At 48.3% G+C, this 14,765-nt stretch carries 15 protein-coding genes; 8 read left to right on the top strand and 7 right to left on the bottom strand.

The genetic code is table 11. From position 1 onward, the window contains the following. Window positions 1-149 precede the first annotated feature (149 nt). From nadA to M0L20_RS08470, 3 genes are all read left to right on the top strand, one after another. Complete coding sequence (gene nadA / locus M0L20_RS08460) at window positions 150-1,139, top strand: quinolinate synthase NadA (RefSeq protein WP_232560369.1); 990 nt, start codon at window positions 150-152, stop codon at window positions 1,137-1,139. A 77-nt stretch (window positions 1,140-1,216) separates the two neighbouring features. Then, window positions 1,217-2,821 carry an L-aspartate oxidase gene (gene nadB / locus M0L20_RS08465; RefSeq protein ID WP_248476475.1) on the top strand — a complete coding sequence of 535 codons (1,605 nt, stop codon included), beginning with the start codon at window positions 1,217-1,219 and terminating at the stop codon, window positions 2,819-2,821. A 35-nt stretch (window positions 2,822-2,856) separates the two neighbouring features. Beyond that, a complete protein-coding gene (locus M0L20_RS08470) occupies window positions 2,857-3,057 on the top strand; it encodes a hypothetical protein (protein ID WP_248476476.1) in 201 nt (66 codons plus the stop codon). Window position 3,058: 1 nt separating this feature from the next. Here M0L20_RS08470 and M0L20_RS08475 read toward each other — a convergent pair whose 3' ends face one another. From M0L20_RS08475 to M0L20_RS08500, 6 genes are all read right to left on the bottom strand, one after another. After that, entirely contained in the window at window positions 3,059-3,742 is a 684-nt protein-coding gene (locus M0L20_RS08475; RefSeq protein WP_232560372.1) for a LytR/AlgR family response regulator transcription factor, read from the bottom strand. Between the two features lie 237 nt (window positions 3,743-3,979). Then, the gene (locus M0L20_RS08480) at window positions 3,980-4,936 is read right to left on the bottom strand and encodes a sensor histidine kinase (protein ID WP_248476477.1); all 957 of its coding nucleotides are present in this window, start codon (window positions 4,934-4,936) and stop codon (window positions 3,980-3,982) included. Between the two features lie 197 nt (window positions 4,937-5,133). Next, window positions 5,134-5,976 carry a CPBP family intramembrane glutamic endopeptidase gene (locus M0L20_RS08485; RefSeq protein WP_248476478.1) on the bottom strand — a complete coding sequence of 281 codons (843 nt, stop codon included), beginning with the start codon at window positions 5,974-5,976 and terminating at the stop codon, window positions 5,134-5,136. A gap of 39 nt (window positions 5,977-6,015) precedes the next feature. Continuing rightward, window positions 6,016-7,200 (bottom strand): sensor histidine kinase, encoded by a 1,185-nt coding sequence (locus M0L20_RS08490; protein WP_248476479.1) that lies wholly within the window; start codon window positions 7,198-7,200, stop codon window positions 6,016-6,018. A 14-nt stretch (window positions 7,201-7,214) separates the two neighbouring features. Beyond that, window positions 7,215-7,964, bottom strand: coding sequence for a hypothetical protein (locus M0L20_RS08495; RefSeq protein ID WP_248476480.1), 750 nt, complete (start codon window positions 7,962-7,964; stop codon window positions 7,215-7,217). Between the two features lie 44 nt (window positions 7,965-8,008). After that, window positions 8,009-8,353, bottom strand: coding sequence for a hypothetical protein (locus M0L20_RS08500; RefSeq protein WP_248476482.1), 345 nt, complete (start codon window positions 8,351-8,353; stop codon window positions 8,009-8,011). A gap of 432 nt (window positions 8,354-8,785) precedes the next feature. Here M0L20_RS08500 and M0L20_RS08505 point away from each other — a divergent pair, with 432 nt between their 5' ends. The 5 genes from M0L20_RS08505 (at window position 8,786) to M0L20_RS08525 (ending at window position 13,562) form a co-directional block, all read left to right on the top strand. Continuing rightward, window positions 8,786-9,025, top strand: coding sequence for an acyl carrier protein (locus tag M0L20_RS08505; protein ID WP_009284998.1), 240 nt, complete (start codon window positions 8,786-8,788; stop codon window positions 9,023-9,025). Between the two features lie 59 nt (window positions 9,026-9,084). After that, window positions 9,085-10,335 carry a beta-ketoacyl-ACP synthase II gene (gene fabF, locus M0L20_RS08510; RefSeq protein ID WP_232560378.1) on the top strand — a complete coding sequence of 417 codons (1,251 nt, stop codon included), beginning with the start codon at window positions 9,085-9,087 and terminating at the stop codon, window positions 10,333-10,335. Window positions 10,336-10,338: 3 nt separating this feature from the next. Then, entirely contained in the window at window positions 10,339-11,100 is a 762-nt protein-coding gene (gene rnc, locus M0L20_RS08515) for a ribonuclease III (RefSeq protein WP_248476483.1), read from the top strand. 255 nt (window positions 11,101-11,355) lie between these two features. Then, window positions 11,356-11,811, top strand: coding sequence for an Hsp20/alpha crystallin family protein (locus tag M0L20_RS08520; RefSeq protein WP_248476484.1), 456 nt, complete (start codon window positions 11,356-11,358; stop codon window positions 11,809-11,811). A 218-nt stretch (window positions 11,812-12,029) separates the two neighbouring features. Next, window positions 12,030-13,562, top strand: a complete 1,533-nt coding sequence (locus M0L20_RS08525; protein ID WP_232560381.1) for a Do family serine endopeptidase — start codon at window positions 12,030-12,032, stop codon at window positions 13,560-13,562. A 90-nt stretch (window positions 13,563-13,652) separates the two neighbouring features. Here the strand turns inward: M0L20_RS08525 and gmd are convergent, their stop codons facing one another. Next, the gene (gmd, locus tag M0L20_RS08530) at window positions 13,653-14,765 is read right to left on the bottom strand and encodes a GDP-mannose 4,6-dehydratase (RefSeq protein WP_232560382.1); all 1,113 of its coding nucleotides are present in this window, start codon (window positions 14,763-14,765) and stop codon (window positions 13,653-13,655) included.

Raw genomic sequence — 14,765 nt, forward strand, 5'->3', positions numbered from 1 at the left:
CAAATTCGCCCGGCGTGGACTCGCCCAGCATGGAATGTCCGACATGGACTCACCCGGCAGGTGCCCGCAAAACTCACTGCTGCCTAAACGGTGATTGTGACATTTTACCGTTTTTTAGTGTTTTATCATAAACTACCTATTACTAGTAAATGGAAGCGCTTTTGGAAGAAGTTCAGCGAGTTGGTTACGTAAACGAACCCGTTGCCGACGATATCGATTTGGTAGCCGAGATTAAGCGGCTGAAAGCAGAAAAAAACGCCGTTATCCTGGCGCATTATTACGTTGATGGCTCCATTCAGGATATTGCCGATTACATTGGCGATAGTCTTGGCCTGAGCCAGCAAGCTGCCGCCACCCCCGCCGATATGATTGTATTCTGCGGTGTGCATTTTATGGGTGAAACAGCGAAAGTGCTGTCCCCCGAAAAAAAGGTGGTTATACCCGACCTCAATGCCGGCTGTTCGCTTGCCGATTCAGCCCCGGCGGATAAGTTCGCGGCTTTCAAAGCGCAGTACCCCGATCATATTGTGTTGTCCTACATCAACTGCTCCGCTGAAATAAAAGCGCTGTCGGACATCATCGTCACTTCGTCAAACGCGTTGCAAATTGTCGAGAGCCTGCCTAAAGATCAGAAAATCATCTTCGCCCCCGACGCGAACCTTGGCCGCTTTGTCGCCCGCAAAACAGGCCGGGATATGGTGCTTTGGGACGGTGCCTGCATTGTGCACATCGATATTTCGCAGGAGAAACTAACCAAACTTCGCCAGCAGTACCCTACCGCTAAGTTTATCGCTCACCCCGAATGCCAGGAACACATTTTGAGCCAGGCCGACTACGTGGGTTCGACAACGGCGCTGCTGAAGTATGTGGTTGATAGTCCGGAGCAGACGTTTATCGTAGGAACCGAGGCCGGTATTCTTCACAAGATGAAGCAGGCGGTTCCCCACAAGAAAATTATTCCGGCACCCGCCAGTCAAAACAATACGTGCGCCTGTTCCGAGTGTCCGTATATGAAGATGAACACGCTGGAAAAAGTGTACAATGCCATGCTGTACGAACAGCCGGAGATTATTGTTCCGGAAGACGTGCGCGTCAAAGCGTACGAGTCAGTGGCTCGAATGCTGGAATTGAGTAAGTAGTAACGATTCAGAAAATAGCTTTATCATCTTTTGAGTGGTAGCCCGGTGCGCACCGGGCTTGTTCAATTGACTTAGTAATGCCCCATCAATTCGATTTTCTTGTCATCGGCTCTGGTATCGCGGGCCTGAGTTACGCCACCAAGCTGGCGATGCACTTCGAGAACCTGGAACGTGAATCGAACGCACCGCCCGTCCGCATCGGTGTTATCACTAAAGTTCAGGCCGACGAAACCAATACGAAGTACGCCCAGGGAGGCATTGCCGCCGTCTGGTCAGAGGCCGACTCATTTGAGAAGCACATCGACGATACGATGGTGGCTGGCGATTTTCTGAGCGACCCTCATGTTGTTGAGATTGTTATCCGGGAAGCGCCCAATCGTATTCGCGAGCTGATCGATTACGGAACCCGGTTTGACAAAGAACACGGCAGCGATGATTACAATCTGGCCAAAGAAGGGGGGCATTCCGATTACCGAATTTTGCACTTCAAGGATATTACCGGGGCAGAAATTGAGCGGGCTTTGCTTGAAAAGGCTCATTCCTTGAAGTCTATTGAGATCTTCACGCACTACTACGCCGTTGAACTAATTACGCGGCACCAGCTTGGCGAGACGGTTCATCGATACGATACGGATAACAAGTGTTTTGGCGCGTATGTGCTGAATACACAGACGGGTCAGGTTGAACAGTTTCTCGCAAAAACAACCTTGCTGGCAACGGGTGGCATTGGCAATATCTACCAGAATACCACCAACCCCAACATCGCTACTGGCGATGGTATTGCGATGGCTTATCGGGCAAAAGCGGTATGCAAGGACATGGAATTCATCCAGTTTCACCCGACAGCGCTTTACGAACCCGGCAAGAAACCCAACTTTTTGATCTCCGAAGCCGTACGAGGATTTGGCGGTATCCTGCGAAACAAGAAGGGCGAAACGTTCATGGAGAATTACGATTCGCGCTTATCGCTGGCCCCGCGCGATATCGTGGCGCGCGCCATCGACTCCGAAATGAAAAAAGCGGGTAATCCGCACGTGTATCTGGACGTGACGCATTGCGATTACGAAAAATTTGTCGAGCATTTTCCGACTATTACGGCATACTGCTACGATCATCTCGGTCTTGATTTACGAAAAGATTTTATCCCCGTCGTTCCGGCGCAACACTACCTATGCGGGGGAATTCGGGTTAATGAGTGGGGCCAGACCAATATTCAGTTCCTGTACGCCGTCGGGGAATGTTCCTGCACAGGTCTTCACGGAGCCAATCGGTTAGCGTCCAACTCCCTACTCGAAGCCGTTGTGTTTGGGCATCGGGCTTACCAGAAAACCGTCGAGTTATTCGATCAGGCCGTTATACCCGAAAACCTCCCACTCTGGAATGACGCCGGTACGACCCACCCCGAAGAACTGGTTCTGGTTACAGAGATGAAAAAAGAACTGGAGTCGATTATGTCCAACTACGTCGGTATCGTACGAACGAATCGACGCTTGAAGCGGGCGATGGACCGGCTTGAGTTGATCTACCTCGAACATGAAGAGCTTTACCGCCAGTCGAAAGTATCTGCACCCATCTGCGAATTGCGCAACATGATCGAAGTCGCTTACCTGGTCATCAAAATGGCAATGGCCCGGCGCGAGAACCGAGGGCTCCATTTCAATCTGGACAATGCAAAACCATGATGACTCAATGTCCTAGGTGCAATTCTATTGACATAATGGGACCGCTCCCGCTTACTACCTCAGAAGGTACCAACACATTCGTTCGGATTACCGAACCCCGTACCAGCGTTTTGCAAATTCGAGCCAGCGAAACCGCAACATTACACGTTGCGATTTGCGGTTCGTGCGGTTACGCGGAACAGTCCGTTGCTGACGCGGCCCGGCTGTGGAAATACTGGCAAAAAGGGTATCGGTAGGCTACTTCACACGTTCTAGTAGTTCATCGCGATACGACCCACTCAACGGCACTTGTACTTTACCGATGGTAAGCTGGTGCCGTTCTATTTTCTCGATACGGTTGAGGGAAACAATGTACGACTTGTGAACGCGCATAAACTGATCGCCCGGAAGCATCTCGGCGGCTTCACCAATGGTCATGCGCGTAACGGCTTTCTTGCCGATTTCCTGAAAGGTTAGATAATTTCCTTCCGACTCCACGTATTGCAGTTCATCGAGGTTGATGCGCACCCAGTCGTAACCGTCTTTTACAAAAACGTAAGGAGATTTTTTGGCATCGTCGGATAAGCGCTCGTAGGCTTTGTTTGCCGCCTGCATGAAGCGCCCAAAGGCAATGGGTTTCAGTAGATAGTCCAGCGCACTTAGCTCAAAACCCTGCAACGCGTATTCAGGGTAAGCCGTAGTAAACACAACCAACGATTTATTACCGACCACCTGCGCGAAGTCAAGCCCCGTAAGATCTGGCATGTTGATATCCAGAAAAATCAAATCAATAGGTTCTGTTTTTAGGAAGGTTAGCGCTTCGATAGCATTGACAAACGTGCGTTTCAGATCCAGGAAAGGAACTTTACTAGCGTGCGATTTAATCACATTGAGTGCAATGGGCTCGTCGTCAATGGCGATACAGCGGAGGGTAGCAGGCATAAATTAATTAGACGAATTTTCTTTCCTAAACTCATTGAGTACACGTCGTATCAAAGCCGGAATTAAGATACTGTATACAGCCAGAAAGGATAACCATGGAGTATGTTATCCATTCGAATGGGCTGCCGCTATAACACCGATATGCAGACCAATCAAAAAGCCAATGAAGACAACGTTCATCAGCACGTTTGGCCCTATACTGTATCGACCAACCTTGAGTTTCATGAGTGCTATCGGTTAAAGTTTAATCTGTAAGTGTACCCTGAATTGGTCGTTCTCTTCCCGTATCTTCAGCGAGTGACGGTTTGGATAAACCAGCGCTAACCGCTGTCGAACGTTTGCCAGACCCAAGCCAGTCCCTTTTTCAAGCCCGGTTCGGGGCACAAGGCTATTTTCAATAACAGCATCAAGGTTTCCATTCTCAATCTGCATTTGAATACGCACAAAGCAAGGGTATTGAACACTGATTCCGTACTTGAACGCATTCTCGATGAGTGGATTCAACAACAAAGGAGCGATCTGAGCGGGCTTTTCGTCCCAATCGATCCGGGTCCTGATTTGAATTGTATCTGTATTGGGTACACGCATTCGATGGAGTTCTACCGTGTCTTCTACAAACCGTACTTCCTGTTCAATCGGAATAAGATCGTGTTGTGAAGCTTCGGTCATATGGCGCATCACAGAAGACAGCTGCTCAATTCCGGCGGCTGTACGATCGGTGTCGCCCGCTAATGCACTCCCATACAAGTTGTTTAGCGTGTTGAACATGAAGTGTGGATTAACCTGCGCCTTGAGCGTCTGCAACTCAGCCTGCGTTTTCTGAAGAATTAACGCTCGTTCCCGACGCTGGTTTTGGCGATAAGCCCGTACGGCGATGAATAGCAACGTATAAACCCATGTTACAAAAACACCTCCTAAAGCCTCTTGCAAAGCCGCTTTGTCTTTCATTGATATACCCAGATGCACGAAGATCAAGATGGTAACAACCGCCAGAATAAATATATAAACGACAAAAGCGTACAGACCAAAGACTACAAACGTCCATACTTTACGTCTACTTGCCAGAACATTATACAGCCAGTAGCTACCGTGAATAAGTAGCACATAAATGAAACCAGTCACTATGGTCAGTAGGGCATACCCAATCCAGTTATTTTGATACTTTACCAGCAGCGGACTAGTTTCCTTAAGCATTTCAAAGGGCAGGTAGGTGAATTCGAGCCACCCTGCTAAGAGGCTTACGACGACCCAAAGCACACAATGAATCAAAAAAAGCCTTACCTCCCGATGAAGTACCCAACGGGTTGCTTTACGGTCTCTTGCGGAGGTCGAGGAAACCAAAGCCGATTCCATAGATCTTGCTCGCTGAAAGAATTGTCGGATCAGAGAAATCAAGCCTGTATCGATTTAGGTAAAATCCGATTCAGGTACGCATAACAAGCCAAACATACACCAACGCAACCGATCAGCAAACCTATATACAGCGTATCGTTACCGACCCAGCTCTGCGTAACATTCTGGCTCATATCCATCGTATCGCTGACCAGGAACGTCAACGAGCTTACCCCGTTATTCACAAAGTGAAGAAACATGCACAGGCCGAGCGAACGGGTACGATAGTACAACCAACCTAGTGCAAAGCCCAGGAACATCGCATTGACTGCCTGCGCCGGAATCAGGTGTATACCCCCGAAGGTGATACCCGACCAGATAATCGCTTTGGCAGGACTGTAATTTTTCAGAAACCCGTCCAGAATAATTCCCCGAAACAAAACTTCTTCCAGAATAGGCGCGGCTATCACAGCGGCAATGATCATATTTTTTGTAAACAGTTCCGCAACGATTTTCTCTAGCTCGGCAGGCATCGGTATTGCACTGACCAGCGGCTCAGCCAGTGTGCTAAGTGCCAGCATACCAAGCGCGGCTACCGGGTAAGCGGCCACCGGAACAGACCGCCAGGATAACGAACGACTTCCGCGTTTCCGGAAGGCATACAGAATAGTAAGTCCGATAGCGATCACGTAAGCCAACGTTTCACCAATGACGTTCAGCACAGGCAGCCCAAATCGATCAGCGGCAAATTTTAAGCCCAGCGCGGGTAGCGTAGCCGGAAGTTGCATCAGGAAAAAGACGCCAATCAGCCACCAAGACTGGTTGAGCGTTGGATAACCAACAGGGCGGGGTTGTTCGCTAATGACAAATGGAGGTTGTTCGGAGGTTGTGGGTAAATTCATGACAGGTTCACGGTTAAGATTGGACTAGAAACTGACTGATTAGTAAAGGTTAATGGTCAATGCGACTCGAAATACACGTTGGTTTTCGTCCACTTGCAGGGAATGACGGTCGGGGTAAGCCAGTGCGAGTCGTTGCCGGACATTAGCTAGTCCAATTCCTGTTCCTCTTTCCAGGCCAGTTCGGGGAAGCACACTATTTTCGGTTGTAAGCTGGAGAATTCCGTCTTTTACTTGTAAGTGAATGTGCACAAAACACGGATGTTGAATGCTAATCCCATATTTGAAAGCATTTTCAATCAAGGGATTCAGCAGCAACGGGACAATCTGTGCGGGCTTCTCGTCCCAGTCAATGCGGGTAGCGATATCAATGTTGGCCTGATTTGGGAGACGGATGCGCTGGAGCTCCACAAAATCGTCGATAAAGCGCAGTTCGCGTTGAATGTTTGTCGTTTGCAAGCGCGACTCTTCCATCACATAGCGCACAATTCCCGATAGTTGCTGAATGCTTTCTGCCGTGCGGGGGCTGTCTTCCAGAATAGCCGTCCCGTAGATGTTATTCAGCGAGTTGAACAGAAAATGTGGATTGACCTGTGCTTTTAATGCATCGAGTTCAGCCTGGGTACGCTGCTGAATGAGTACCAGTTGACGACGGCGTGCGTTGGTCCAGGCTGCAATCAGGCTGTACACAATGGTCAGTAGCATGAATCCGTTCACAAAAGTCCAGTGAAAATTTTGACGAGTACCCGCTTTACCGATTACGGCTGGCAACGAAGCCCCGAGTATTAGCCAGACACTGACCATAAAAAACACGTAGATGACTCTGCCCAGGTTATCCGATTCGAATAGTTTGCGAAAGATATACTCGTACTGAATTCTTATCACGGCAAATAGCAGTACAATGAAAGCCATCCACACACCACTGTTATCCGCGAAAGATCGTACAATTCTACCAGCGAAAGCACCCGTCCGATACGACGAACTGGCCCGACGTCCCCCTTCCTTTGCCAGTTCCAGGTCGCGCTTCTCCGCTTTGGTAACGTACTCGATTAATTGATCCTCCAGGCTGGTTTGATTGAACTGATAAGTCAGATAGCTTATACTGATGATTAAGACAACCCATATCCACCATCGGGCAATCAGCGGCTGCCCTGTCTGTTGGAACCAGTTAGCAAACGCGGACCAATAACCTGATTTTAGTGGGCTTGTTTTCAAGGTGCTTTCCATCTATCCTTTCAAAGTTACAGGGTTCGAAGCACTTCCAACGTCAGTGGAGTAACTATCATCAGGGAATGAACCGCCACTGCGTACCAAAACCCGTACTTCATCCGAATATAGCCGTAGTAGGAGCCGCTTAGTAAGCCAATCAGCAGCATGAGTGGTAAGATGAGCAGTTGCCAGCCGGTCAGTGCATTGAATCCGTCATGAATTTTGCTGCAAGCGTATAGTCCCGTAATGGCATAGTAGATCCAGCGGAAATTAGCTTGCCAGAAGGCGTGGATGCGATTAAACACAGCAGGTCGTTTCAGCCAGTTGCCTAATGCATAAGCCGCTACCCCCCAAGTTAGCACAAACCATAAGGTGGACGTCCGATGATTACTGCCCGGTATATGCTGGTAACAGTACCCCGCTAATCCTGCTATCAAAAAAGAGCCCGTGTTTCTAAGACGATTTGGCGTGAGTCGTAAAATAGCGCGGAAGACAACTTCTTCAAGAATAACGGCAACCGGAACGGCGGCTACTAAAATACCTATGGACGACGTGTAGCGCTGTAGCAGGGGCGTAAAAATATTCTCTCCTGTTACCTGCTCCATTAACAGGACCATGCCTGTCGAGAGTAGCATAAAACTTAGAAGCAGCGGATACTCGCTCAGAAATGTGCGTACTTGGACCAGCAACGGCTTCTTAGACGAGTCTGTCAACGGCTGCTGATAGTCCGGCCAACGAAGGTAGTTTTGAAAATCAGAGAAAGTAGGCGTAAAGGCTTGCATTGTGGTAGAAGGGTATAGATCTGACAGGTAGGTGGATACTGTGACTAATAAACTGATGTGTCCGCATGAACAACCGGCATAACGGTCTGGTGTGGCTCAGCACGAGGAACTACGTGCGGTTTAGGAAGACTGACTGGCGCTTCTACGGTAGTGGGCTGAGGAGTAGCTTGCTCTACGTTTTCGGTAAGCGTCACTTTGCCATGCCGCTCATACGTGAGTTGCTCGTTGTTTTCAAGTGTAATACGATCTAAACTATATGTGGTATCCGGGCGAACGATCATCGATTGCGGCTGTGTGGTGGTCCGCATGGGTTCGATAGACTGATCGGTACAAGCCGTAAAAGCAACAGCAGAAATTAAAAGAGCAAGGGCTTTGTTGATCGTTTTCATAGCAGTGTGTTTCTAAAGATGTTTTGATTTCGTTTGATGGCCGACCAGGTGTCAGCCGTTTCGATGAGTCAAAACAAACACATTGCTTCTGGCCCCTAAAATTGGTGTGACCAACTAGTCAGACTTTGGGAGGAAATAGGCAAAGTTTGGGATTTGCGCCTTGGTCCTTACAAAACAAAGCGAAGAATGAAATGAGTACTCCGCCCCTCGACAGCGCCCTTATCACGGCAAAAACTCGGAAGCTTTCTATTTTCAGGGGTAGTCTATTGACAAACTAGAAACACAATAAAACATACGTTATCCGCTGAATTTCAGCTTATTATCCACAATAAACAGCCCAATGAAACGTTTTACTGCTCGAAAAAATTGTTTGATAATCCAAAGGTAAATCCTTTTCTTTGCGCAGTTTTTCAACCCCAACGGACTACTAAAATGTCAGAAATTGCACAAAAGGTCAAAAATATCATTGTCGAGAAATTGGGCGTAGAAGAGTCGGAAGTTACGCCAGAGGCTAGCTTCACGAACGATCTAGGCGCAGACTCACTTGACACGGTTGAATTGATCATGGAATTTGAGAAAGAATTCAACATTTCTATCCCAGACGATCAGGCTGAAAACATCGGCACGGTTGGTCAGGCTATCACTTACCTGGAAGAAAACGCAGGTAAATAATTCCTGAGGTTTAGCAACTAATGCTTTCCTCTTTTTAATTACCCCCGCAGTAGAACTGTATGACGTTAAAACGAGTAGTCGTAACGGGTTTAGGCGCACTTACGCCGATTGGTAACGATGTACCCTCCTATTGGAACAACTTATCAGCCGGCGTAAGCGGTGCCGGCCCGATCACGAAATTTGATGCTTCTAAGTTTCGTACGCGATTCGCGTGTGAGCTGAAAGGGCTCGATGTCACACAGTTTATTCCTCGGCAGGAGGCCCGCAAAATGGATGCGTTCACCCATTATGCGCTTATCGCCACTGACGAGGCCATTCGGGATGCCGAAATAGACCTGGAGAAAATCGACCGGAACAAAGTCGGTGTTATCTGGGGCTCCGGCATTGGCGGTCTTAAGTCGTTCGAAGACGAGATGCTCGACTACGCCAAAGGCGACGGCACCCCCCGAATCAATCCTTTCTTTATCGTTCGCATGATCGCCGACAGCGCGTCGGGTCAGATTTCCATGCGGTACGGATTCCGTGGTACCAACTACGTCACTGTTTCGGCCTGCGCATCCACCAACAATGGCATCATCGATGCCTTCAACTACATTCGTCTGGGTCGGTTGAATATGTGCGTTGTGGGCGGTTCCGAAGCAGCTGTCACCCGAGCCGGTATCGGAGGATTCAACGCCAACCGTGCGCTTTCAGAGCGTAATGACTCGCCCGAGACGGCATCAAGACCTTACGACAAAGACCGGGACGGTTTTGTGTTAGGAGAAGGAGCTGGATCGCTTATTCTGGAAGAGTACGATCACGCTGTAGCGCGCGGAGCCAAGATCTACGCTGAACTCATTGGTGGTGGTATGTCGTCAGACGCTTATCACATCACAGCGCCACACCCCGAAGGTCTCGGCGCTTATCTGGCGATGAAAGATGCGCTTGACGATGCGGGGATCGCTCCGACAGATATCGATTACATCAATACGCACGGCACATCAACGCCAGTCGGTGATCCACAGGAACTTAAAGCCATCTATCAATTGTTCGGTGATCATTCGTTCAAGCTGAATATCAGCTCGACGAAGTCTATGACCGGCCACTTGCTGGGTGCAGCGGGTGCTGTGGAAGCAATTGCCAGTATCAAGGCTCTGGAGCATCAACTTGTACCACCTACGATTAACCTGTTCAACGTAGACGAAGAGATCGACTCTCGGTTCAATTTGACGCCACTGAAGCCGCAAGCTCGTTCACTGACAACGGTTATGAGCAATGCGTTCGGTTTTGGAGGTCATAATGCCATTGTCATTTTCCGTAAACTAAGCTGAGTCGTGCAACTCGCGCTACCCCGTAGTTTGTTCAATCCGCTCGACTGGTTCCGGTCGCAAAACACCGATCCGCGCAAAAACCTGCGCCGGTCAATTGCTCACATCATTGGTGAACGGCCGTCCAACATCGGCCTTTACCAATTGGCGTTGCGTCATACCTCAGCCTCGAAAGCCACGGCCATTGAAGGATTTCGGGAGTCAAACGAGCGGCTGGAGTATCTGGGCGATGCCGTATTGGGCATGGTCATTGCCGAATTTTTATTCAAAAAATACCCGTACAAGGACGAAGGCTTCTTGACTGAGATTCGCTCCCGAATTGTTAACCGCGAAACCCTGAACGGAATTGCCCGCAAAATTGGCCTCGATCACCTGATTGAGTACGATGGTAGCCGTACCCGTAGCTTACCTGCCCGTACGTCGATGTATGGTGATGCTCTTGAGGCTCTGGTTGGTGCGGTTTACTTAGACAAAGGCTTTCGTTTCTCCCGCCGGTTTATTCTCAAAGAACTACTCTCGCATTACGATATTGACTCGGTAGTTCAAAACAACGTGAACTTCAAAAGCCGGCTCATCGAGTGGGCGCAACGTACAGGCAAAGAAGTGCGTTTTGAAATTTTGTCAGAGAAGGGCAATAGCCATTTCCGCGAGTTTATCGCGCAGGTCATCATTGACGATGAGCAATTTGCTACGGGTGGTGGTTACAGTAAAAAGAAAGCTGAACAAGCTGCCGCAGAAAAAGCACTTGAGCTTCTGGACGCTAAATAAGCAGCCCCTCTTCGAAAATCCACAAAATTTGTAGAGTAATAACCGCACTCGTCTTTGTGCGTTAATCTCTTTGTGCAATCATTTTTGCCACTCCTGGCGAATAATCAAGCCATTTTGTCCATTCGTCGTGCTTATCTATGTCAAATTTATGACATATTGACCTACCTTCTTTCCGAATTCAAGCTGGCACAGAGTTTGAAAAATAAGTAGCATAATCAGTTAACTTATTCTCTAACTCCTAATCAATCATCAGTCATGAATCCGTTAATGCGCACGAACAACAATCTTCCATCGTTGATCGAGAATTTTTTCGGCCGCGACATGAATGATCTTTTCAATTCGAATTCATCCTGGGTAAGTAATGTTCCAGCGGTGAACGTGGTTGAGCATAAGGATGGCTTTCGGATTGAAGTAGCCGCTCCTGGTTTGAAGAAAGAGGATTTTAAACTCAATCTGAACCACAACAATCTTACAATCTCTTCCTATCAGGCAACGCAACAGGAACAACCTAACGACGAAGGGCGGGACAAAGAAAAATATACCCGTCGCGAGTTTAGCTATTCGTCTTTTCAAAGGACATTCACTTTGCCTACTTCGGTAGATGCTGATAACATACAAGCTTCGTACACCGATGGGGTTCTTAAAATTGAGATTCCGAAACGTGAAGAAGCTAAATTAAAACCGCCACGCCAGATTGAGATCGGTGGCTAACATGGTGACGGAAACAGTACCGCATAAAAGTCCGTGAGGAGCGCTCCTGCGGGCTTTTATGCATACTAAGGCCCTCCTAACAAAGCCTTGTTAAAATTTGTTAAGGGTAAGATTCCCTGGATTTTTCAGCACCAAGTTTCCGTTATATAGACAAGTAGAAGTAAATTAGTATACGTCTTACACAACAAGAACAGCAATTTAGATTTTCCCAATTAACCATGAAAAGCAACTGGAAACTATTGGCGTTAATGGCACTTCTATCAAGTGTAGTGACGCTGGCTGCCTACAACCTTCTAGGGTTTAATCAGCGGGATGTTATCTTTAACGAGTCGTCATCCACCCCAACGATCACGGGACGCTTGGCCGCCTTAACGGGCAATGGTCCAACGGCAACTCCCGGCGATTTCTCCACCGCAGCCGAAGCCGTAACTCCCACCGTTGTTCACATCCGCACGACGATGACCCGTACGGTTCGCCAGCAACAAGTCCCTGACATCTTTCGGGATTTCTTCGGTGATGATTTTGGTGGTCAAAGCCGCCCTCGTCGTCAACAAGGACAGGCGTCAGGTTCTGGCGTGATCATTAGCAAAGATGGCTACATTGTAACGAACAACCACGTTGTACAAGACGCCGATGAGGTTGAAGTTATTCTGACCGACAAACGAAGCTTTAAAGCTAAAGTAATTGGTACTGACCCACTAACGGATCTGGCGGTTGTTAAAATCGAAGCCAATAACCTGCCCGCAGTTACTCTTGGCGACTCTGACGCGCTGAAACTGGGCGAATGGGTACTAGCCGTTGGCTACCCGCTTGATCTTGAATCGACCGTTACCGCTGGTATCGTGAGTGCTAAAGGCCGTCGGATCGGTATCCTTGACCAAAATGCTCGTCAACAGCAGCAGCAGAACGATTCGAAAGCAGATACGCCTGTTGAATCGTTTATTCAGACGGATGCCGCTATCAACCCTGGTAATTCGGGTGGTGCACTCGTCAACCTCCGTGGTGAACTGGTTGGTATCAACTCGGCCATCGCGTCGGCAACGGGTTACTACAGCGGTTATGGCTTTGCCGTTCCGGTATCGCTCGTGAAAAAAGTATCAGCTGACCTCTTGAAATACGGCAACGTACAACGCGGTTATCTGGGTATCATGCCTATCGAGTTGAACAGCACGATTGCAAAAGAGAAAAACGCTAAAGTAGGCCGTGGTATCTACGTTGAGAGTGTTGTTGACAACGGTGCCGCTAAAACAGCAGGTTTAGAGAAGGGTGATGTAATCGTTAAAATGGAAGGTCAGCCCCTTGATTCGGACGCACAGATGCGTGAGATCATCGGTCGTCGTCGTCCAGGAGACATTCTGAATGTTACAGTTAACCGCAACGGTACTGAGCGCGACTTCAAAGTTGAACTTCGTAACCGCAACGGTGGCCGCGACGTCATCAAGAAAACCGACGTTACTGCTACAAACACTGCACTCAGTTCACTCGGCGCTAACTTTGAAGAGTTAAGTGCTCAAGATGCCAAACAACTGGGTATCTCTGGTGGTGTGCGTGTGAAGAAAATTATGGATGGTAAGCTTGCTGAAACCGATATCGAAGAAGGTTTCATCATTGTAAAAGCAAACGGTAAAAACGTCAAAACGACGAAAGACCTGCAAGCCATCCTATCTTCGGTTAAAGAAGGTGAGGGCTTGATGCTGATCGGTATGTATCCGAACAGTTCGCGGATGTACTACTACGCAGTACCTGTATAATTGCCCTAGTGATTGAATACTAAAAAAGCCCATCTGGAAAGATGGGCTTTTTTAGTATTGACGTACTGCTAAAATGGAATTGTTTACTTCCTATTCGTAGTAATTCAGTACTTGGTGACCGCTCTTCGCTAGTAACTGATCGCGACGGAACAAATCAATATCAGCCGTCATCATATCTTTAACCAGCGCTGGAAGGTCGTATTTGGGTTTCCAGCCTAGCTTGGTCATCGCTTTTGTTGGATCGCCGAGCAGCAGATCAACCTCCGTTGGACGGAAATAGCGTGGATCAACACAGACAACTTCTTTACCAACTTCAAGTGGGAAATCTGGGTTTGACGCGCTCACAACGACAGCTTTCTCAGAAGCACCTTCGCCTTTGAATTCAAGTTCAACGCCAATTTCAGCGAAAGACATCCGTACGAAGTCCCGAATACGGGTTGTTACGCCTGTAGCAATAACAAAATCCTCTGGTTTTTCCTGCTGAAGAATCATGTGCATAGCTTCAACGTAATCCTTGGCATGGCCCCAGTCACGTTGCGCGTCAAGGTTACCGAGGTAAACTTTGTCCTGTAATCCAAGACCGATACGCGCTACAGCACGGGTGATTTTGCGTGTAACGAACGTTTCGCCACGAAGCGGTGATTCATGGTTGAACAGAATACCATTGCAGGCATACATGTTGTAAGCCTCGCGATAGTTGACGGTAATCCAGTAACCATATTGCTTTGCTACGGCATAAGGCGAACGCGGATAGAACGGTGTCGTTTCCGATTGAGCATGACCTTGTACCCCACCATATAACTCGGATGTTGATGCCTGATAGATACGGGTCTTTTCCGTAAGACCAAGTAACCGGACAGCTTCCAGGATACGGAGCGTTCCAATACCGTCTACCTGTGCCGTATACTCAGGCTCTTCGAAACTTACCTGTACGTGCGACATAGCGCCCAGGTTATAAATTTCGTCGGGTTGTACTTCCTGAATAATACGGATGATGTTGGTGGAATCAGACAAATCGCCGTAGTGTAGTTTGAAGCGCACATTTCTTTCATGTGGATCTTCGTACATATGGTCAATCCGCTGCGTGTTGAACAGCGAACTCCGACGTTTGATACCATGTACTTCATACCCTTTTTCTAGGAGAAGTTCAGTTAGGTAAGCCCCATCTTGTCCGGTTATACCGGTGATCAATGCCTTTTTCAT

Source organism: Spirosoma liriopis, assembly GCF_023196085.1.
Lineage (GTDB): Bacteria > Bacteroidota > Bacteroidia > Cytophagales > Spirosomataceae > Spirosoma > Spirosoma oryzicola.